This window comes from Mycobacterium colombiense, assembly GCF_001953985.1.
Lineage (GTDB): Bacteria > Actinomycetota > Actinomycetes > Mycobacteriales > Mycobacteriaceae > Mycobacterium > Mycobacterium colombiense_B.
In genome coordinates, this window is sequence record NZ_MBEI01000032.1 from 23,457 (window position 1) to 43,183 (window position 19,727).

A 19,727-nucleotide genomic window follows, 5' to 3' on the forward strand; every position below is an offset into this window, starting at 1 on the left:
GGGGATTCTCCGCGGCTCACCTGGGAGCACCTGGCGGCGCGCCGACCGCCGGTTGGGCCGGGGCCGCCGGGCGGCCCAGCTGCAGCGGTACCGGAATCTCGGCGGGCAACGGCGCGGGCACCTGGCCAGGAGCCGGAATCGGCAGCCCGCCCAAGGGAATCGGCACCTCGGCCGGCGCTGGAGCGGTCGCCGGTCCGGCCGGCATGGGCAGCCCCGGAGTCGGCAATCCCGGCAGCACACCGGGTGCGCGTCCGATGGCCGGGGCAGCGGGCATAGCGGGCAATGCACCCGTCGCCGGTCCGCCTGGCATGCCGGGCAGCGTACCCGGCACCGGCACACCGGGTGCGGCAGGCGCGCCGGGCACCGGGGGCACCGCCGGCGGCAGGTGCTGACCGCCTACCGTCGACGCGCCGTCGGGCGCACGCAGCAGCGCTTCGGGCCCGGACCTGGCCGGCGCCGGGCCACCGGGGGCGGGCTCCACCCGCATGGAAACCTCCGGCGGAGCGGCCGGCGGCTTGGGCGGCTGCGGCACCTCGTCGGGGAGCTTGCTGTTCAGCGGCGGCGGCGGAACACCGTCGGCCGGCTTGGGAGTGCCCACCACCACCCAGTTCCCGGACGCGTCCTGCACCAGGTGCGCGGTGTCCCTGCTCGGGATCATGCCCTGCTTGCGCGCGGCCTCCGCCAGCGCGGGGGCGGCCTCGGCCTCGCGCACGTCGCGCTCCAGCGCTTCCTTCTGCTGCTGCAGCAGCCGGGTCCGCTCCCGGGCGTGACTCAGCTTGTAGGAGCGCTCGGCGGAGTCGGTGGACAGCCACAGCGTCAGCCCGAGCCCGACGCCCAGCGCACCGATGATCAGCACGACGAACGGCACCTTGCTGGCAAGCGTCCGCGGCCGCAGGTCGATCGCCGCCAGCCGGGCGGCCAGCCGCTCGGTCAGGCGAGGACGAACAACCTTGGGTGCCTTAGCTTTCCGCGCCTTCGCCCGGGCCTTGGCCTGGCTGGTGCTCTTGGGCCGGGCCGGCCGCTCGACCGGCCGGGCGATGGGGCTGGTCTGCGGTCCGGACTTGGGCGCGCGGGCCTCGCGGGCGGGCGCCGAGGTCCGGCCGTTCCGGACGCGGCGCGCCGAGCCGGATTCGGCCGCGGGCCGGCGGCTTCGCCGGGCAGAACCGTCGCGTCCACCCCGACGGTCGCTGCCGCCGCGCCGTTTGGACGTCTCGCGCTCTGCTCTCATGCGTCGCCTCTCCCGCTTGCCTGCTGTGATTCCATTCGTTGCAGCGCCCGCAATCGCACTGCGGCACTGCGTGGATTGCGTTCGACCTCGGCGGCGTCGGCGCGCCCGGCGCCGTGCGTCAGGGCCCGAAATCGTGGCTCATGGCCGGGAAGCTCGACCGGCAGATCCACCGGAGTGCGCGACGCGACCGCCCGGGCGAAGAGCCGCTTGACGATCCGGTCCTCCAGCGACTGGTAGGCCATCACCACGATGCGCCCGCCGACATCCAGGGCGTCCAGGGCGGCTGGGAGCGCACGGCGCAGCGTGTCCAGCTCGTCGTTGACCGCGACCCGCAACGCCTGGAACGTGCGCTTGGCCGGATGCCCGCCGGTGCGCCGCGCCGCGGCCGGAATCGCTTCGTAGAGCAGGGCTACCAGGTCCGAGGTCGACGTGAACGGCTCACGCGCGCGCCGGCGCACGATGTGGGCGGCGATGCGGCGCGCGAATCGCTCCTCGCCGTAGCGGTGCAAGATGTTCGCCAGCTCCGCCTCGTCGTAGGTGTTGACGATGTCGGCCGCCGTCAGCGGTGACGAGGGATCCATCCGCATGTCCAGCGGTGCGTCCTGGGCGTAGGCGAAGCCCCGCTCGGTGCGATCGAGCTGCATGGACGACACCCCGAGGTCGAACAGCATTCCGTCCACCGATTCGGTTGCCGCATAACCCGATTCCTCGAGCGCTGCGGCTATGCCGTCGTAGCGCGTGTGCACCAGCGTGACCCGGTCGGCGAAGCGCGCCAGCCGTGCCCGGGCGATGTCCAGCGCGCTGGGATCGCGGTCGAGTCCGATCAGCCGCAGGCCCGGCAGATCGGTGAGGAACCGTTCCGCGTGCCCGCCGGCGCCGAGCGTGGCGTCTAACAGCGTCGCCCCCGACCCGTCGGGGTGGTGTCGGGTCAGTGCGGGCGTGAGCAGCTCGACGCAGCGTTCCAGCAGGACGGGGACGTGCCCGTAATCGTCGGAACTTGAATTGTCAGCCACCGCAACGCCTCCACGGATCTGCCGGCACCCGTCGGCCGCTCGGGCCCCCAACAGACGGGCCCTCGCGCCGCTGCGGGTCTGTGCCGCCCGGACTGGCCTTACCGGGCACCCGGAAAGATGGGCAGCCCCTGCATCGAGGTCTCTGACCGAAGTCGCGAACCTGGCGTTGGGGAAGTACGCCAGGGTCGGTTCGGGCAGAGGCCACGTTGCACGGGCATGCGCCTCAGATGATGTCGCCGAGTGCTTCATCGCTTGCCGCGGAGAAGTTCTCTTCGTGGGTCTGTTGGTAGTCCTGCCAGGCTTGCGCGTCCCAGATCTCGAGGTTGTCGATCGCGCCGATGACCACGCAGTCCTTCGTGAGGTTGGCGTAGCGCCGGTGATCGGCCGACAACGTGATCCGGCCCTGCGCGTCGGGATGCTGCTCGTCGGTGCCGGCGGCGAGGTTGCGGAGAAACGCCCGCGCCTCCGGGTTGCTCCGCGAGGCCTTGCTCGCACGGCGGGCCAGTTGCTCGAATTCCGCCCGCGGGTAGACGGCGAGGCTGTGGTCCTGGCTCTTGGTGACCATCAACCCCCCTGCCAGCGCGTCGCGGAACTTGGCGGGCAGCGTCAGCCGCCCCTTGTCGTCGAGTTTGGGCGTGTAGGTGCCGAGAAACACCAGCTCACCTCCCCTATGGGGTCACCCAAACACTGCAGCCACCATACCCCACAATCCCCCACTACGCCCCATTCTTTGAGTGTCGTCGTGCCGTTTTCGGGGTTATCCGTCGTCAGGAGGCCGTCAACGCCTCATATGGGGTGTGTCGAGCCCATCCCCGGGCGTGTTCCTGGCCCGCGGGCAAAGGATGTCTACCAGGCAAAACGCGCTTTGTGGGGCGTAGTGGGGAACTTTAGTGGGGCGCGGTGGGGCGTAACCGGCGCGACGCGCCTCTGTTGGAGCTCGATTTGGCCGCAAAACGGCATCGACGGTTGATTGTCAGCGGCACGACCGGCCGGACGAGTCCCGCGCTAACACACCGGGGCAAATAAAGCGGGGCAGCCGATGGCTACCCCGAATGCGTGGACGCGCTCAGTCGTCGAAGCGACGGCGGAACCGGTCCTCCATGCGGCTGGTGAAGGAACCGCCGCCCTTGTTGCGGCGCTGACGCAGCGAGGCGGGCGCGGGGCCGGAATGATCGGCCCTGCCGGACAACCGGGGGCCGGTGATCGCGAAGATCACCCCGCCAAACATGACGATGAACCCGAAGACGCTGAGGATCGGGAAGTTTCCGATCATCGTCGCCTTGAACGCCACTCCAGAGACCAGCATCGCCAGACCGATGACGAACAACGCAACGCCCTGCAGCCGCCGACGGGCGGTGGGTGCGCGGAAGCCTCCGCCGCGGACACTCGACGCGAATTTGGGGTCCTCGGCGTAGAGAGCGCTCTCGATCTGATCGAGCATCCGCTGCTCATGATCGGAGAGTGGCATTCGTCCCTCCTTGCCGACTGTTTGGCACGTGACTACCGGTAGCACGCGGATGCCCGTTGCGGGGGCAACTAATTGAATGATACGAGGTCAATCTGCCCCATACCACTGGTTCGGCGCCGATTCTATCCCGGCGGCCTCCCGACCCATCTCCAGACCGGAACGACCGTGCGCTACAACCGGCTTCCCGAACCGGACGGTTCCTCGGTCCGGTGCCACGACCGCCCGTCGGCCCGTCGCGCACGGGTCCGATAATGGGCGATGGAGGCCCGGTCCACAGCGACCACATAACGCCGAGGCGCCGCCCGAGCCTGGATCAACGATGAGGAGGAGACCGCGAGTTGGCGATATTCCTCATCGATCTGCTTCCCGACGACATGGAGCGCCGCCTGGGTGACGCCCTTGCGGTGTACGTGGACGCGATGCGCTACCCGCGGGGTACCGAGAACCAGCGCGCCGCGATGTGGCTGGAACACATCCGGCGCCGCGGCTGGCAGGGTGCCGGCGTCGTCGAGACTCAGGAAGCCGAAGACGCAGGCGCACAACCGCCCTCGGCGGAGGAGCTGGCCGGTGCCCCGCTGCTCGGTGTGGCCTATGGCTACCCCGGCGCGCCCGGGCAATGGTGGCAGCAGCAGGTCGTGCTGGGCATGCAGCGCGGCGGCTCGCCGCCCCAGGAGATCTCCCGGCTGATGGACAGCTACTTCGAGCTGACCGAGCTGCACATCCATCCCCGCGCCCAGGGCCGCGGTCTCGGCGAGGCGTTGGTCCGACGGCTGCTCGCCGGACGCGCCGAGCAGAATGTGCTGCTCTCGACGCCGGAAACCAATGGCGAACCCAACCGCGCCTGGCGGTTGTACCGGCGTTTGGGTTTCACCGACGTCATCCGCGGCTACCACTTCGCCGGCGACCCGCGGGCGTTTGCGATTCTGGGCCGCAAGCTGCCTCTGTGACACCCGGACCGGGCACGCATCGGAAGACTCCACTTATTTAAGTGGCACATCGGATCTGGCACGATGACCTGGTGCGAGCCAGCTCTCCCCCGCCCCGCAGCCGAGGATCCCGAGCGTTTCGAGCTCGGCGGCGCCGCCTGACGGCCATCGCGATGCTGCTGCTGCTGGTGCCGCTGGCCGCCGGATGCCTGCGGGTCAGGGCCTCGCTCACCATCTCCCCCGACGACCTGGTGTCCGGCGAGATCGTCGCCGCCGCCAAACCCAAGACCTCCAAAGACACCGGTCCCCAACTGGACAGCAACAACCTGCCGTTCAGTCAGAAGGTGGCGGTGTCGAATTACGACAGCGACGGCTACGTCGGCTCGCAGGCGGTGTTCTCCGATCTGACGTTCGCGGAGCTGCCGCAGCTGGCCAACATGAACCCCGACGCCTCCGGGGTGAACCTCACGCTGCGCCGCAACGGCAACCTGGTGATCCTGGAAGGCCGGGCGGATCTGACCTCGCTGACCGACCCCGAGGCCGACGTCGAGCTGACCGTGGCCTTCCCCGGCGTCGTGACCTCCACCAACGGCGACCGGGTCGAACCCGATGTGGTGTCGTGGAAGATGAAACCGGGCGTGGTGACCACCATGACCGCCCAGGCCCGCTACACCGACCCCAACACCCGGTCCTTCACCGGGGCGGTGGTGTGGCTTTGCATCGCGTCGTTCGCGGCCGCGGGCGTGGTGGGCCTGCTGGCCTGGGTCAGCCGGGACAGGTCACCGCGGTTGACCGCGCCGCGCGACCAACCGCCCGATTAGCCGGGCGTCGGGGACCAGTAGGCGAGCATCTCCGCGAACGTCTGGAAGGCCGGCCCGGAGTTCCCGTAGGTCGCCTCGAGGTGGATGCTCAGCGGGAAGCCGAGCTCGGCGACCCCGTCGATGACGCGTTTGTAGAGGTCGACCATCTGCCGGCGCTTCTCCGCCGGTTCGCCGGCGGCCAGCTGCTTGACGAACTCCTGCTCCGCGGCCACCGCGGGATTGCCCGGGTCCTGGATCAGCCAGTTGATCAGTCCGACCCGGCTCTCCATCTTCGGTACGAAGCCGAACGACAGCAGGATCTCCGGCCGGTGATCGGTTTGGCGGGCGAACTCGGTCAGGAAGCCCACGATCGCGTCGGAGTACAGCAGCTGGGTCATGCCGTAGGTGGCGCCCTGGTCGCACTTGAAGTTGAACCGGCCCTGTTCGCCGTCCCGGGTGGGGATCAGGATGACTCCGCGGTTGGTCAGCAGCTCGCGGTAGATCGACAGGGCGTCGGTGGGAGCGACGCCGGAACCCTCGCCGTCGTTCATGGTGCGCGGCACGCCGACGAAGACCACACCTTCCATGCCGGCCGACTTCAGCTCGGTCAGCCGCGTGCGCAGCGACGGCTCGTCCATGAACGCGGTCACCTGCGTGCAGAGGCCCTTGATCCCCGGCAGTTCCGGCTTGACGATCGACCAGAACTCGAGCACGTCGAGCTTGGGCTTCATCTGGATCGGACGGTCGTCGTCCTCGGCGATGATCCCCGGAATCATCACGTGCCCGATCCGGCCGCCCAAACCGGCCTCGGCCGAATTCCGCACCACTTTCTGCGCCTCGTCGAGTGCCCGCTCCCGACCTTCGTCGGCGTTCGGCGGCACCAGCTCGAGCGCAATGGTGTTGAGGGTCACGCGGCTTCTCTCCATCTGACGACAATTGGCCCGGGGGCGTCTGGCGGCCGCGCAGTCTGCGCGCGAGCCCAGCGCACCCGCCAGCATAGGGGCGGGTTACTGAGGCAGGCGAAGCAACTGGGTCCACCCGCCCCGGTCACGTGCGGAGCGTCACGGGTGGCGCGGCGAATACACTGGTCGGGCCTGGAACACCCAGCCAGCCGAGCAGAAAGGGGCGCCGCGCTGAGCCTAGGAGCTTCAGAAGCAGCGGCAACCGTCGAGTTGACCGGCGCCATCACCGACCAATTGCGGCGGTACATGCATGACCGGCGCACCGAAACCGCGTACATCGGTGACGACTACAGCGGTCTGATCGCCGTGCTGGAAGATTTCGTACTCAACGGGGGCAAGCGGTTGCGGCCCGCGTTCGCCTATTGGGGCTGGCGCGCCGTCACCACCGAAGCCCCCGATGAGCAAGCGCTGCTGCTGTTTTCAGCGCTCGAGCTGCTACACGCGTGTGCGCTGGTGCACGACGACGTGATCGACGACTCCTCGACCCGCCGGGGCCGGCCGACCACGCACGTCCGGTTCGCGACGCTGCATCGCGACCGGCACTGGCAGGGCTCGCCCGAGCAGTTCGGCATATCGGCCGCCATCCTGCTCGGTGACCTCGCGCTGGCCTGGGCCGACGACATCGTCTTCGGCGTCGAGTTGACGCCGCAGGCTTCCAGGCGGGTGCGGCGGGTGTGGGCCAACATTCGCACCGAGGTGCTCGGCGGGCAGTACCTCGACATCGTGGCCGAGGCAAGCGCGGCCGCCTCGATCGCCTCGGCGATGAACGTCGACACCTTCAAGACCGCCTGCTACACCGTGTCCCGGCCGCTGCAGCTCGGCGCGGCCGCCGCGGCCGACCGGCCCGACATCCACGACGTCTTCAGCCAATTCGGAACGGATCTGGGGGTGGCGTTTCAGTTGCGCGACGACGTGCTGGGGGTTTTCGGTGATCCCGCGGTCACCGGCAAACCGTCCGGAGATGATCTGCGGTCCGGCAAGCGCACGGTGCTGCTGGCCGAGGCGGTGGAGTTGGCGGAGAAGTCGGACCCGGTGGCGGCCAACCTGTTACGCACCTCGATCGGCGCTCGGCTGACCGACGCCCAAGTCGATCGGCTGCGCGACGTCATCGAGTCGGTGGGCGCGCTGGCCGCCGCCGAACAGCGGATCGCCGCGCTGACCCAGCGGGCGCTGGCCACGCTGGCGGCCGCACCCATCAACACCGCGGCCAAAGCGGGCCTGTCCGAATTGGCCAAGCTGGCCACGAACCGGTCCGCCTGAGCCGATGACGACGCCCACGGACGCCCCGGCAGCGGATTCGCCGGCCGCCAAACCCTCTCGCGGCGAATGGTTTTCCCGGCTGAAGGCGTTCGTCGCGTCCGGCGACTCCGGTCCGGCGAAGCTGGGCATGCTGGGATCGGTGCTGATCACACTGGGCGGGCTGGGCGCGGGCAGCACCCGCCAGCACGACCCGCTGCTCGAGTCAATGCACATGTCCTGGTTGCGTTTTGGCCACGGCCTGGTGCTGTCGTCGATCGTGTTGTGGACCGGCGTCGGCCTGATGCTGATCGCGTGGCTGGCCCTAGGCCGTCGGGTGCTGGCCGGCGAGGCGAGCGAGTTCGTCATGAAAGCCACCACCGGCTTCTGGCTGGCGCCGTTGCTGGTGTCGGTACCCGTCTTCAGCCGGGACACCTACTCGTATCTGGCGCAGGGCGCGCTGCTGCGCGACGGCCTGGACCCGTACGCGGTGGGACCGGTCGCCAACCCAAACAGCCTGCTGGACAACGTGAGTCCCATCTGGTCGATCACGACGGCACCCTATGGCCCGGTCTTCATCCTGGTGGCGAAGGTCATCACCATCATCGTGGGCAACAACGTGGTGGCGGGCACCGCATTGCTGCGGCTGTGCATGCTGCCCGGCCTGGTGTTGCTGGTGTGGGCGACGCCCCGCGTGGCGCGGCACCTGGGCACCGACGGTTCGACGGCGCTGTGGATCTGCGTGCTCAACCCCTTGGTGCTCATCCATCTGATGGGCGGGGTGCACAACGAGATGCTGATGGTGGGCCTGATGGCCGCCGGCATCGCGCTGACGTTCGCCGCCCGCCACGTCGCGGGCATCACGCTGATCACCGTCGCCATCGCGGTCAAGGCCACCGCCGGCATCGCGCTGCCCTTCCTGGTGTGGGTGTGGATGCGGCACCTGCGCGACCGGCGGGGATATCGGCCGGTGCCAGCGTTTTTCGCCGCCACGGCACTGTCGCTGCTGATCTTCGCCGTGGCCTTCGCGATCCTGTCCGCGGTCGCCGGCGTCGGCCTGGGCTGGTTGACCGCGCTGGCCGGATCGGTGAAGATCATCAACTGGCTGACCGTGCCGACCGCGGCGGCCAACCTGATCCACGCGATCGGCAGCGGCTTCTTCCCGGTGAGCTTTTACCCGATCCTGCGCGTCACCCGGCTGGTCGGCATCGCGGTCATCGCAATCTCGCTGCCGCTGTTGTGGTGGCGGTTCCGCCGCGACGACCGGGCCGCGCTGACCGGCATCGCGTGGTCGATGCTGATCGTGGTGCTGTTCGTGCCGGCCGCCCTGCCCTGGTACTACTCGTGGCCGCTGGCGATCGTGGCCCCGCTGGCGCAGTCGCGGCGGGCGGTCGCGATCATCGGCGGCTTGTCGACCTGGGTGATGGTGATCTTCAAACCCGATGGCTCGCACGGCATGTACTCGTGGCTGCACTTCTCGCTGGCCACCGCGTGCGCGCTGATCGCCGGGTACAGCCTGTACCGGGCTCCCGCGCGGCGAGCCGAGCGAGCCGACGTCTCCGCCGGATGAGCGATCGGGCTCAGTAGGCCATCGCCTGCGCCCGGCGCACGACTTCCCGCGCCTGGTGGGCGTGCAGGGCGTCGACGGGACGGGCGTTGTTGAGAGCATCCCGGCTGCCGTCGCGGGTGACCGTCAACGAGGGGTCGCGGGTGAACAACCAGCGCACGATCTCGGTGTCGTGGTAGCCGCCGTCGTGCAGGATCGTCAACAATCCCGGCAGGCTCTTGACCACCTCACCGGACTTGGTGAAGAACACCTGCGGCACCACCAGTCCCTCGTCGCGGCGAACCGCAACCAGGTGCCCCTCCCGGAGTTGCTGGTGCACCTTGGTGACCGGCACCCCCATCAATTCGGCGACCCGCTTCAGGTCATAGATCGGCTCGTCGGGTTCTAGCACATCGTCGCCGGCCGGAATACTGCTCATCCGGGCAAGTGTAGGCCTAGATGGCCGCGTTGAGCCCGTGTTCTACCGGCCAATCACGGCCGCACACCTACGATGGCCCCGTGGCCCAAGCTGAATCGCCCGGCCCTCCCCCGCGACCGGGCGAGACCCCCGCTTCGGGGCGGCCCGGCCCGCACCGTCGCCGACCCGAGACCGGGTCGGTCGACCCGCTGGACGACACTTTGCTGGACGGCCGCTACCTGGTTCAGTCAAGGATCGCCAGCGGCGGCACCTCGACGGTGTATCGCGGCCTGGACACCCGGCTCGACCGTCCCGTCGCGGTGAAGGTTATGGATTCCCGCTACGCCGGCGACGAGCAATTCCTGACCCGCTTCCAGCGCGAGGCGCAAACCGTAGCCCGGTTGAAGGATCCCGGGCTGGTGGCGGTCTACGACCAGGGCCTAGACGCCCGGCACCCGTTCCTGGTGATGGAGCTCATCGAGGGCGGCACGCTGCGCGAACTGCTGGGCGAGCGCGGACCCATGCCGCCGTACGCCGTGGCGGCGGTGCTTCGTCCGGTGCTCGGCGGGCTGGCCGCCGCCCACCGGGCCGGCCTGGTGCACCGCGACGTCAAACCCGAGAACGTGCTGATCTCCGACGACGGCGAGGTGAAAATCGCCGACTTCGGTTTGGTCCGAGCCGTCGCGGCCGCCGGAATCACCTCCACCAGCGTGATTTTGGGCACCGCGGCCTACCTGTCGCCCGAGCAGGTGCGCGACGGCGACGCCAGTCCGCGCAGCGACGTCTACTCCGCGGGGATCATGACCTATGAGCTGCTGACCGGGCGCACCCCGTTCACCGGCGACTCGGCGTTGTCGCTCGCCTACCAGCGGCTAGACACCGACGTGCCGCCGCCCAGCGCGGTCATCGACGGTGTGCCCGCGCAGTTCGACGAATTCGTCGAGCGCGCGACGTCCCGCGACCCGGCGCAGCGCTATGCCGACGCGATCGAGATGCGCGCCGACCTGGACGCGATCGCCGAAGAGCTTGCGCTGCCGAGCTTTCGGGTGCCGGCACCCCGCAACTCCGCACAACACCGGTCGGCGGCGCTGCAGCGCAGCCAGGCCCCCCAGCGGCCGCCCACCGCGCAGCAGCCCGCGCCGCCCGGCCCGGCGCCGGTGCGTCAGCCCACTCGCCAGATGACGCGGGGGCCCGAGGACTGGCCGGAGCCGGCACGCCCGGCGCAGATCGACGACGAGGACGATCACGAATACGAGTCGGTCGCAGGCGAATTCGCGGGAATCCCGATCAGCGAATTCGTCTGGGCGCGCCAGCACAACCGGCGAATGGTGCTGGTCTGGGTGGCGCTGGTGCTGGCGATCACCGGGCTGGTCGCCACCGCGGCGTGGACGATCGGAAGCAACCTGAACGGGTTGCTCTAGCGGCCGGGCGCCGGCGACCAGCACCCCGGCCCAGGCGACACGAATCTTAACGTAATCACAAAGTTCTCTTATTTTTCTTAATTTTGGTGTACCGTGCTACTGCATGGGTTCGACAATGGATAGCGTCGACTCGCCGAACCGGCTCGGCGAGCACGCAGTCGTACTGGGTGCCGGAATGGCGGGTTTGCTTGCCGCGCGCGTACTTTCGGAGTTCTACGATTCGGTCAGTGTGGTCGAGCGGGACAGGTTGCCCGACCACCCGTGCCACCGCAGGGGCATCCCCCAGGGCCGGCACGCGCACAACTTCCACAGCCGCGGCCTGCAGGTGCTGGACGAATTGTTTCCCGCCCTGCTCGAGGACCTGTCCAGGGCAGGGGCCGTTGTCGTCGACGACGGCGATTTGTCGCGGTTCTACGTGCGCTTCGGACGCTACGAGTTGAAGCACTCGGGCACGTTCACCGATTCGGACGCGTTGGCGCTCCATATGACGACCCGGCCGTTCATGGAGTTCCACCTGCGCCGGCGGGTCAAGGCCCTGCCGAATGTGACATTCCTCGACGCGCACGACGTGTCCGGGCTTCTCACCACCGCGGACATCGTCAACGGTGTACGAATCACCCGGCGCTACAACGGTTTTCTCACGGCGCTGGACGCTGATCTGGTGGTGGACGCCATGGGGCGCGGGGCGCGCACCCCGGCGTTCTTGGAGAGCCTGGGGTACGAACGTCCAACCGAGGAGCGGGCGGTCGCCAGATACGGCTATGCGAGCCACCAGTTGAGCATGCCCGAGGGATCGATCGCCCAGCGGCTGGTGATGTTCAACCCCGGGGGCGGCAGGCCGGGCGGTTTGTTGCTGGCCAACGAGCACGACACATTCATGCTGGCGATCGGCGTGCCGGCCGACCGCGGCGAGCCGCCAACCGATTTCGACGCGATGCTCGCGATGGCCGAGCCGTCCCTACCCCCGGCGATCATCGAGGGCCTGCGCCGCGCATATCCCATCGGGGAAGCCGTGACCTATCACCACGCCGCCGCGATCTGGCGACGCTACGACCAAATGGCCGAATTCCCTTCAGGTCTGCTGGTGATCGGCGACGCGTTATGCAGTCTCGATCCGACCTACGGCCAAGGCATGACGATCGCCGCGCTGGAGGCTCTGACCCTGCGCGATTGCCTGCGCGCGGGCGATGCGCACCTGGCACAGCGCTTTTTCCGGGCGACGGCCCAGTACATCGGCGAGACGTGGGCGGCCAATCAGGCCAGAGACCGGGCCACCTCCGGCGCATACCGGCCACGCGGGATCCGGCAGCGACTGCGGGGCTGGATGTCCAGGGCGGCGCTGAACGCCGCGACCCGCGACGTCGTCCTGACCGAGCGCTTCTTTCGAGTTTCCAACTTCATCGACCCGCCGTCGCGGCTGCAGGATCCCGCCCTGCTGCCGCGCATCGTGTGGGGGAACCTACGAGCCCGGTTCACGCACAAGCCACGCCGCGCAGCCACGGCTGAAGTCGCGCCGCAGAGCCCACAGAGGGAGCCGCTTTCGGTGCGCCGCTAGTCGCGCAGCATCTCGGCGACGAGGAAGGCCAATTCCAGCGACTGCTGGGTGTTCAGCCTTGGGTCGCAGGCGGTTTCGTAACGACCTACCAGGTCGGTGTCCGAAATGTCTTGCGCCCCACCCAGACACTCGGTGACGTTGTCGCCGGTGATCTCGACGTGGATGCCGCCCGGGTGAGTGCCCAGCGCGCGGTGCACCTCGAAGAAGCCCTGCACCTCGTCGACGATGCGGTCGAAGTGGCGGGTCTTGTAGCCGTTGGACGATTCGTGGGTGTTGCCGTGCATCGGGTCGCACTGCCAGATCACCTGGTGACCGGTGGCCTGGACCTTCTCCACGATCGGGGGCAGGAGATCGCGCACCTTGTTGTTGCCCATCCTGCTCACCAGCGTCAGCCGGCCGGGCTTGTTGTGCGGGTCGAGCCGCTCGACGTACTCGACGGCCAGCTCCGGGGTGATCGTCGGGCCGATCTTGACGCCGATCGGGTTGGCGATCACCTCGGCGAACGCGACGTGCGCGCCGTCGAGCTGGCGCGTCCGCTCGCCCACCCACACGGTGTGCGCCGACAGGTCGTACAGCTGCGGTTCGCCGCTGTCGCTTTCGGACAGGCGCAGCATGGACCGCTCGTAGTCGAGCACCAAGGCCTCGTGGCTGGCGTAGATCTCGGCGGTCTGCAGGTTGCGGTCGGCTACCCCGCAGGCGCTCATGAAGCGCAGGCCGCGGTCGATCTCGGTGGCCAGCGCCTCGTATCGCGCGCCGGCCGGCGAGGTCCGGACGAATTCGCGGTTCCAGTCGTGCACCAGGTGCAGCGAGGCCAATCCCGAAGACGTCAGCGCGCGAACCAGATTCATCGCCGCGCTGGCATTGGCGTAGGCCCGCACCAACCGCGACGGGTCGTGCTCGCGCACGGCGGCGTCCGGGGCGAAGCCGTTGATCATGTCGCCGCGATAGGACTTCAACCCGAGCGCGTCGATGTCGGCCGATCGGGGCTTGGCGTACTGCCCGGCGATCCGGGCCACCTTGACCACCGGCAGGCTCGAGCCGTAGGTCAGCACCACCGCCATCTGCAGCAGGGTGCGCACATTGCCGCGAATGTGGTGTTCGGTGTTCTCGGTGAACGTCTCCGCGCAGTCGCCGCCCTGCAGCAGGAACGCCTCACCCCGCGCCACCTGGGCCAGCTGCTCTTGCAACAGGACAATCTCCGACGGCACCGTCACCGGCGGCACGCTCTCCAGGACCGCGCGCATCGCCGTCGCCCGGTCGGCGGGCCAGCTGGGCTGCTGGGCGGCCGGTTTGGCCAGCGCGGCGTCCAACCGCGCCCGCAGATCGGTCGGCAGCGGCGGCAGCGGCGGCAGCTGATCGATCGGTATGTCGACGGTCCAGTTCATCGGTTCATCTTAGCCAAGGCACGGGGGCCCCAGGTCAGAGTTGATCTGCGGGAATTCGACTCGGCGGACCCGTTCCGGTCGCCCGCTCAGTCCCCCGACGTGATGAGCCGGTATCTGCGGAGCTGATCGCGCGCGTCGACCAGCGCGTCGTGCGCATCGGACGGCCGCGGCGGCATCCGCGGGCTGCCCCGGTCCTCCCACAGTTGCCGCAGCTCGCGGGTGAAACGGGGGATGGATCGCGGCAGCTCCGGCATGGTCCCCCACAGCTGGCACAACGCCACGTGGTCGTAGGCCGCCACCCAGGCCCACAGCTCGATCGGCTCGGCGCCGCCGACCCCGAAGAAGCCCTCCAGGTCTTCGCGGATCTGGCGGCGGGAGCGCCACAGCTGCGACGCCGGCGGCGGCAACTTGGGCAGCACGTTGGCGCGCACCCAGGGCCCGGCGCGCTCGGGGTCGAATTCCGTGGACACCGCGTAGTACTCGCGGCCGTCTTCGGCGGCCACCCCGATAGAGATCAGCTCGATGGTGCGGCCGTCCTCGATGAATTCGGTGTCGTAGAAGTACCGCACCGGAGACAGCCTAGGGACGCGGGCTAACGACTGATCAGGATGGGGCCGGTGGGCGCCGGCGCGGGGTGGACCTCCTGGTCCAGCGTGGCGTCGACGGTGCGTTGGTCGGGCAACCGCGGTGTGCCGGCGATGGCGCACTGCAAGTACAGCTTGGCCCGCACCACCGGGCGGCGCAGCGTCCGCTCGCGTTGCAGTGCGCGGCGCATTTTGTCGGGTTGCGTGGAGTATCGCCAGCGGGCCCAGGGCGCGTGCGGGCGCGACAACCGGATCGCGCCGATGACCAGCAAAACGACAAGGAACATGCCCAGCAGGCCCGTCCACACCTTGCCCTTGAGCACCACCACGACGGCGAGTGGCAGCGTCAACGCCATCGCGCTGGCCACCACGGCCCGCAGCGCCGTCGATTCGGCGCTGTGCCAGATCGGCAGGAAGAACATCAGCGGGTGCAGGCCCATGATCAACAGCCCGGCCACCGCCACCGCGGCGAACACCGCGTCCACCGAGGTGCGGCCGTCCTCGGACCAGTAGACGTCGGACAGGTGCAGGATCAACGCATACTCGTCCAGAACCAGGGCGGCCCCAATACCGAAAAAGGTTGCCGCAATGGTGAATTCGGGTTCGTGGCCGTCGATGGCCAGCGTGACCAGCGTCAGGCCGGACAGCAGGGTCAGCACCACCCCGAAGGTCACGTGGTGAATGTGCACTCCGCCGACGTGGACGTTGCGCGGGTGCCACCACCGGGTGGGCCGGCCGTTGTCCGCGCGGTGCCGGATCAACCGCACGAACGTTCTCGTGACGAAAAACGTCAGGATGAAGGCGACCAGGCAGCACAGCAGCGGCAGGTGGCCGCGGTCGTAGACGTCGTGGGCGAACCATCGGGTCACCTCGGCCACGAACGAATGGAGCACTCTTGAAAGCTACGCCTGTCTGCGCCGGAGCCGTGGGACCCGCGCTGCACCAGGCGGGTCGGGGCCCGGACACCCATTACGCTGTTGTGCGACATGAGTACACGGCAGGCGCCCGGCGTGGGCAATCGACCCGGGTGGGCGCTGTGGTGGGGGCTGGCTTGGCTGGTGGCCGCCGCGGGGCTGAATTATGCGGCGTGGCAGCTGTTCGGGCACACGCCCTATCGCATCGACATCGACGTCTATCAGATGGGCGCCCGGGCCTGGATGGACGGCCACCCGCTGTACCGCGGGGACGTGCTGTTCCACACGCCGATCGTGGATCTGCCGTTCACCTATCCCCCGCTGGCGGCCATCGTGTTCTGCCCGTTCGCGTGGCTGCACATGCCCACCGCCAGCGTCGCGATCACCGCGTTGACGCTGGTGCTGCTGGTCGTGTCGACCGTGATGGTGCTGACCCGCCTCGGCGTCTGGAGCACGTCGGCGACGCTGCCCGGCCCGGCCTGGGTGCGCCGGTGGTGGCTGGCGATCGTCGTCGCCGCCGCGGCGACCGTCTGGCTGGAACCGATCAGCTCGAACTTCGCCTTCGGCCAGATCAACGTGGTGCTGATGACGCTGGTGATCGCCGACTGCGTGCCGCGGCGCACGCCGTGGCCGCGCGGGCTGCTGCTGGGCCTGGGCATGGCGCTGAAGCTGACCCCGGCCGTGTTCCTGCTCTATTTCCTGCTGCGGCGCGACACCCGAGCGGCGCTGACCGCGCTGGCGTCTTTCGTGGGGGCGACGCTGCTGGGCTTCGCGCTGGCCTGGAAAGACTCGTGGGAGTACTGGACGCACACCGTGCTGCACACCGACCGGATCGGTTCGGCGTCGTTGAACACCGACCAGAACATCGCCGGCGCGCTGGCCCGGCTGGGGCTGGGACAGCAGGAACGGTCGCTGCTCTGGGTGGCCGCGTCGCTGCTCGTGCTGGCGGTGACGGTCTGGGCGATGCGACGGGTGCTGCACGCCGACGAGCCCACGCTCGCGCTGGTGTGCGTCGCGCTGTTCGGGCTGGTGGTGTCGCCGGTGTCGTGGTCGCACCACTGGGTCTGGGTACTGCCGGCGGTGTTGGTGACGGGGATCTTGGGCTGGCGGCGCCGCAACGCGGCGCTGATCGTGGTCAGCGTCATCGGGGTGGCGCTGATGCGCTGGTCGCCGATCGACCTGCTGCCCAAGCACCATGAGGCCAGCGCGGTCTGGTGGCGTCAGCTGGCCGGGATGTCCTACGTCTGGTGGGCGCTGGCGGTCATCGTCACGATGGGAGTCACCGTCACGGCCCGCGGGGTAGCGCGGAATGCCGCCCCGCAGCAGTTGGCGCCGGTTACCGCAGTCGGCTAGCCGGCGGCCGTCTCGGGAATCCGCGCGGCCTCGCCGTCGGCCGCGTCGTTACCGCCCTTTTTTAGGCTCGCCGCGTAGATGTCGACGTATTCCTGGCCGGACAGCCCCATCAGCTCGTAGATCACCTCGTCGGTGACCGCCCGCTCGATGAAGCGGTTGCCGGCCAGCCCGTCGAAACGGGAGAAGTCCATCGGCTTGCCGAAGCGGACGGTGACCCGGCCGAACCGCAGCATGTTCGTCCCGGGCGGGTTGACGACGTTGGTGCCGATCATCGCGACCGGGATCACCGGAACGCCGGTCTCCAGGGCCAGCCGCGCCAGCCCCGTCTTGCCCTTGTAGAGCCGCCCGTCCGGCGACCGAGTGCCCTCGGGATACATGCCCAGCAACTTGCCCTGGCTCAGCACCTGCTGCGCGGTGTTCAGCGCGGCCTGGGCGCTGTCGGCGTCGGTGCGGTCGATCGGCACCTGGCCGACGGCGGTGAAGAACCACCGCTGGAACCAGCCCTTCAAACCGGTGCCGGTGAAGTATTCGGACTTGGCCAGGAACGTGATTCGGCGCCGCACCACCAGCGGAAGGTAGAAGCTGTCCATCACCGCCAGGTGGTTGCTGGCCAGTATCACCGGCCCGGAACTCGGAACGTGTTCTAAGCCTTCAACTTTCGGCCGGCCCAGCAATGACAGCAGCGGGCCGAGGAGCACGTACTTGAATAGCCAGTACCACATGGCCCTCCCTCTCGGCTTTACCGCTGATGTTCTGCGCCAACTGTACCCATCCCCACCCGAACCGACCACCTGCGACGCAGGCCGCTCACTCCTCGAGCGTGACCGGGATGGGCTGATAGCGGGTCCGCGTCGCGGCGTCTTGGGTATCGCCCGGCGCACCTTGCCCGCCGCCGGGCGGACCGTCCGGCGGTTCCGGCGTCGGCTTGGCGGACCGGTCCATGTCGTTGACGATGTCGCGGATCACCTCGAGCAGGGCGATGCTGTGGTCGGCGATCGCGGAGAGCAACGGGTGCTGGTCGCCCGTCGCCAACGCGGCCAGCGCGCACACCGGGCACCACACCTGCTGGCACTTGCCGGTGCCGACACCGGCGCCGGCCGTCAGCGCCGCCGCCGCGCGCACCGCGGGGTCGATGCCGTCCAGGATCGTCTGGGCGAGCCTGCGCAGTTCCGGGCCGATGTCGGAATGAGCCCCACTCACTTCGGCCACACCTCCGGATCTGGTCGAAAACGCACCGTCAGCTCGCTACCCCGCAGATGTGCGTCCAGCACGGTGCACCGCCGAAGTACTGATGCCAACCTAACCCGGCGCCGCAAACCCCCGGCGCTGATGATCAGATCGTCATCGACGCGGCCCAACGTCAGGGCCGACGGATCGAGTTGCGGCAACGCTAGCCGCATTCGGTAGATGGACCCTAATCCCGTCCCGGATTCGAGGTCGACGGTGGGTCGCAGCGGGCCGGGCGGCGCCGTGCCGCCCCGCCGCCGCGCGGCGTCGAGCAGCCCGCTCAGCGCCTTGGGACCGATCGGCTCGCCGGACAGGTGCGGGGTCATCACCAGCGCCACCTCACCGATGGTGGCGTCGAGCTCGTCGAGCACCCCCTGCTGCTCGGCGATGCGCTCGGTGTACCAGTAGAAGGCGGGGTGATCGGGCAGGTTGCGGTACTCGTACGAGTCATCTTGCAGCAGAACTTGATTCACGATCAGCTCTTCGACGCGCACCCCCATCAGGGCCAGCGAGCCCAGCGTTCGGGCCGCCTCGGCCGCGACCACCCGCTCCGGGGTCAGCACCAGGTGTGCGCTGACCAGATCGCCGTCGGTGAGCAGCGTACTGAGCCACTCCACATGCGAGCTGATCCGCTCGAGCAGTGCGACCACTGCCGCCGACCGGGCGTCGTCGGCGGTGACGGACAGCCGGCGATGCCGCGGCCACGCCCGCTCGACATAGAGTCCGAAGGTGGCGGGCAACGTCAACATCCGCAGCGCATCGGCGGTCGACGCGCAGTCGACCACCACGCGGTCCCATGCCCCGGAGCGCGCCAGCTCGCCGACGGCGTACAGACCGAGCACTTCCTGAACGCCCGGCAGGGCCGAAAGTTCTTCGGGCGCAATGGTACTCAGTTCCGAGTCGGGAAAACGACGGTCCAGCGTGGCGACGACGTCGTGCCAGCGGGCCTCGAGCAGCGCCAGCGTGTCCAACGCCAGCGCGTCGAGAAACCCACCGCCGGCCTCCGCCTGCCCGGTTTCGAGGTCGGCGAGCACCCGCACCGGTTCGCCCTGACTGGGCGACACGGTGACACCCAGGACGTCACCGAGCGAGTGCGCCTGGTCGGTGGAGACCACCAGCACTCGCTGCCCGGCGCTCGCGGCGCCGACGGCGGTGGCGCAAGCCAGGGTGGATTTTCCTACCCCGCCTTTGCCGACGAAAAGGCTGATCCGGGCCGGGGCAGGCGCAGCGGACTCACTCAGCCTCGACTCGTTTCTTGAGATCTTTCAGCGCGGTGTCGGTCAACCGGCGCTCGGCCTTGCGCTTGAGCAGGCCGATCATCGGCATGGCCAGGTCGACGGAGAGTTCGTAGGTGACCTCGGTGCCGGACCCCTTGGCCGCCAACCGATATGAGCCTTCAAGCGAGCGCAGCAGCGAACTCGACACCAGCGTCCAGCTCACCGACTGGCGATCCTTGGGCCACTCGTAGGACATCACCATCGTGTCCTTGATAACCGTGGCGTCCATGACGATCCGGGCAACTTTGGGGTAGCCGTCGGCGTCCTTCTCCTGAACCTCGGCCTCTTTGTATTCCGAGATCCACTGCGGGTAGGAATCGATATCCGCGATCACCTGCATCACCGTGGCCGGGTCGGCTTCGATGTAGATGGTTTGCGTCGTCTTCTCCGCCACCTGGTTGCTGCCCTCTCTCC

General features: G+C 68.9%; 20 protein-coding genes. 7 read left to right on the top strand and 13 right to left on the bottom strand.

Annotated features, from left to right (window positions below; all coding sequences use genetic code 11):
- Positions 1-16: 16 nt before the first annotated feature.
- The 4 genes from A5732_RS07475 to A5732_RS07490 form a co-directional block, all read right to left on the bottom strand.
- A complete protein-coding gene (locus tag A5732_RS07475; protein ID WP_076101833.1) occupies positions 17-1,228 on the bottom strand; it encodes a hypothetical protein in 1,212 nt (403 codons plus the stop codon).
- Entirely contained in the window at positions 1,225-2,490 is a 1,266-nt protein-coding gene (gene rsmH, locus A5732_RS07480; protein WP_142256570.1) for a 16S rRNA (cytosine(1402)-N(4))-methyltransferase RsmH, read from the bottom strand. Before rsmH ends, A5732_RS07475 begins: the two co-directional genes overlap by 4 nt.
- A complete protein-coding gene (gene mraZ / locus A5732_RS07485; protein WP_064877499.1) occupies positions 2,465-2,896 on the bottom strand; it encodes a division/cell wall cluster transcriptional repressor MraZ in 432 nt (143 codons plus the stop codon). Before mraZ ends, rsmH begins: the two co-directional genes overlap by 26 nt.
- A 411-nt stretch (positions 2,897-3,307) precedes the next feature.
- Positions 3,308-3,709, bottom strand: coding sequence for a DUF3040 domain-containing protein (locus A5732_RS07490; protein WP_076101835.1), 402 nt, complete (start codon positions 3,707-3,709; stop codon positions 3,308-3,310).
- Between the two features lie 338 nt (positions 3,710-4,047).
- Between A5732_RS07490 and A5732_RS07495 the strand changes: the two genes are divergently transcribed.
- Together A5732_RS07495 and A5732_RS07500 are read left to right on the top strand one after the other, a co-directional pair.
- Positions 4,048-4,656 carry a GNAT family N-acetyltransferase gene (locus A5732_RS07495; protein ID WP_076052110.1) on the top strand — a complete coding sequence of 203 codons (609 nt, stop codon included), beginning with the start codon at positions 4,048-4,050 and terminating at the stop codon, positions 4,654-4,656.
- Between the two features lie 152 nt (positions 4,657-4,808).
- Positions 4,809-5,456 carry an LppM family (lipo)protein gene (locus A5732_RS07500; RefSeq protein WP_076052111.1) on the top strand — a complete coding sequence of 216 codons (648 nt, stop codon included), beginning with the start codon at positions 4,809-4,811 and terminating at the stop codon, positions 5,454-5,456.
- Here the strand turns inward: A5732_RS07500 and A5732_RS07505 are convergent.
- Entirely contained in the window at positions 5,453-6,346 is an 894-nt protein-coding gene (locus A5732_RS07505) for a mycobacterial-type methylenetetrahydrofolate reductase (protein ID WP_076052112.1), read from the bottom strand. The genes A5732_RS07500 and A5732_RS07505 overlap by 4 nt on opposite strands.
- A gap of 261 nt (positions 6,347-6,607) precedes the next feature.
- Here A5732_RS07505 and idsA2 point away from each other — a divergent pair, with 261 nt between their 5' ends.
- Together idsA2 and A5732_RS07515 are read left to right on the top strand one after the other, a co-directional pair.
- On the top strand, positions 6,608-7,657 hold the full coding sequence (gene idsA2, locus A5732_RS07510; protein WP_076101836.1) for a bifunctional (2E,6E)-farnesyl/geranyl diphosphate synthase: 1,050 nt from the start codon (positions 6,608-6,610) through the stop codon (positions 7,655-7,657).
- A gap of 4 nt (positions 7,658-7,661) precedes the next feature.
- On the top strand, positions 7,662-9,203 hold the full coding sequence (locus A5732_RS07515; protein ID WP_076101837.1) for an alpha-(1->6)-mannopyranosyltransferase A: 1,542 nt from the start codon (positions 7,662-7,664) through the stop codon (positions 9,201-9,203).
- Between the two features lie 10 nt (positions 9,204-9,213).
- Here A5732_RS07515 and A5732_RS07520 read toward each other — a convergent pair whose 3' ends face one another.
- A complete protein-coding gene (locus tag A5732_RS07520) occupies positions 9,214-9,618 on the bottom strand; it encodes an Rv2175c family DNA-binding protein (protein WP_007770743.1) in 405 nt (134 codons plus the stop codon).
- Between the two features lie 80 nt (positions 9,619-9,698).
- On the opposite strand from A5732_RS07520, the gene A5732_RS07525 reads away from it, so the two are divergent.
- Both A5732_RS07525 and A5732_RS07530 read left to right on the top strand, forming a co-directional pair.
- Positions 9,699-11,018, top strand: a complete 1,320-nt coding sequence (locus A5732_RS07525) for a protein kinase domain-containing protein (RefSeq protein ID WP_436971813.1) — start codon at positions 9,699-9,701, stop codon at positions 11,016-11,018.
- A 103-nt stretch (positions 11,019-11,121) separates the two neighbouring features.
- Positions 11,122-12,573 carry an FAD-dependent oxidoreductase gene (locus A5732_RS07530; protein ID WP_076101838.1) on the top strand — a complete coding sequence of 484 codons (1,452 nt, stop codon included), beginning with the start codon at positions 11,122-11,124 and terminating at the stop codon, positions 12,571-12,573.
- Here A5732_RS07530 and A5732_RS07535 read toward each other — a convergent pair.
- The 3 genes from A5732_RS07535 to A5732_RS07545 all read right to left on the bottom strand — a co-directional run bounded on the left by A5732_RS07535 (position 12,570) and on the right by A5732_RS07545 (position 15,420).
- Entirely contained in the window at positions 12,570-13,958 is a 1,389-nt protein-coding gene (locus A5732_RS07535) for a class II 3-deoxy-7-phosphoheptulonate synthase (protein WP_076052116.1), read from the bottom strand. The genes A5732_RS07530 and A5732_RS07535 overlap by 4 nt on opposite strands.
- 86 nt (positions 13,959-14,044) lie before the next feature.
- Positions 14,045-14,527 carry a polyadenylate-specific 3'-exoribonuclease AS gene (locus A5732_RS07540; RefSeq protein ID WP_064950550.1) on the bottom strand — a complete coding sequence of 161 codons (483 nt, stop codon included), beginning with the start codon at positions 14,525-14,527 and terminating at the stop codon, positions 14,045-14,047.
- A gap of 23 nt (positions 14,528-14,550) precedes the next feature.
- Positions 14,551-15,420, bottom strand: a complete 870-nt coding sequence (locus A5732_RS07545) for a hypothetical protein (RefSeq protein ID WP_371915830.1) — start codon at positions 15,418-15,420, stop codon at positions 14,551-14,553.
- 108 nt (positions 15,421-15,528) lie between these two features.
- On the opposite strand from A5732_RS07545, the gene A5732_RS07550 reads away from it, so the two are divergent.
- On the top strand, positions 15,529-16,809 hold the full coding sequence (locus tag A5732_RS07550) for a glycosyltransferase 87 family protein (RefSeq protein ID WP_076052118.1): 1,281 nt from the start codon (positions 15,529-15,531) through the stop codon (positions 16,807-16,809).
- On the opposite strand, the gene A5732_RS07555 is transcribed toward A5732_RS07550, so the two are convergent.
- The 4 genes from A5732_RS07555 to A5732_RS07570 all read right to left on the bottom strand — a co-directional run bounded on the left by A5732_RS07555 (position 16,806) and on the right by A5732_RS07570 (position 19,707).
- Positions 16,806-17,531: a lysophospholipid acyltransferase family protein gene (locus tag A5732_RS07555; RefSeq protein WP_065051585.1), complete on the bottom strand. Its 726-nt coding sequence runs from the start codon at positions 17,529-17,531 to the stop codon at positions 16,806-16,808. The genes A5732_RS07550 and A5732_RS07555 overlap by 4 nt on opposite strands.
- An 85-nt stretch (positions 17,532-17,616) precedes the next feature.
- Entirely contained in the window at positions 17,617-18,009 is a 393-nt protein-coding gene (locus A5732_RS07560; RefSeq protein ID WP_076052136.1) for a hypothetical protein, read from the bottom strand.
- Positions 18,006-19,277, bottom strand: a complete 1,272-nt coding sequence (locus A5732_RS07565) for an ArsA family ATPase (RefSeq protein WP_212568079.1) — start codon at positions 19,275-19,277, stop codon at positions 18,006-18,008. Before A5732_RS07565 ends, A5732_RS07560 begins: the two co-directional genes overlap by 4 nt.
- A complete protein-coding gene (locus A5732_RS07570; RefSeq protein WP_065075751.1) occupies positions 19,270-19,707 on the bottom strand; it encodes an SRPBCC family protein in 438 nt (145 codons plus the stop codon). Before A5732_RS07570 ends, A5732_RS07565 begins: the two co-directional genes overlap by 8 nt.
- Between the last annotated feature and the right edge of the window lie 20 nt (positions 19,708-19,727).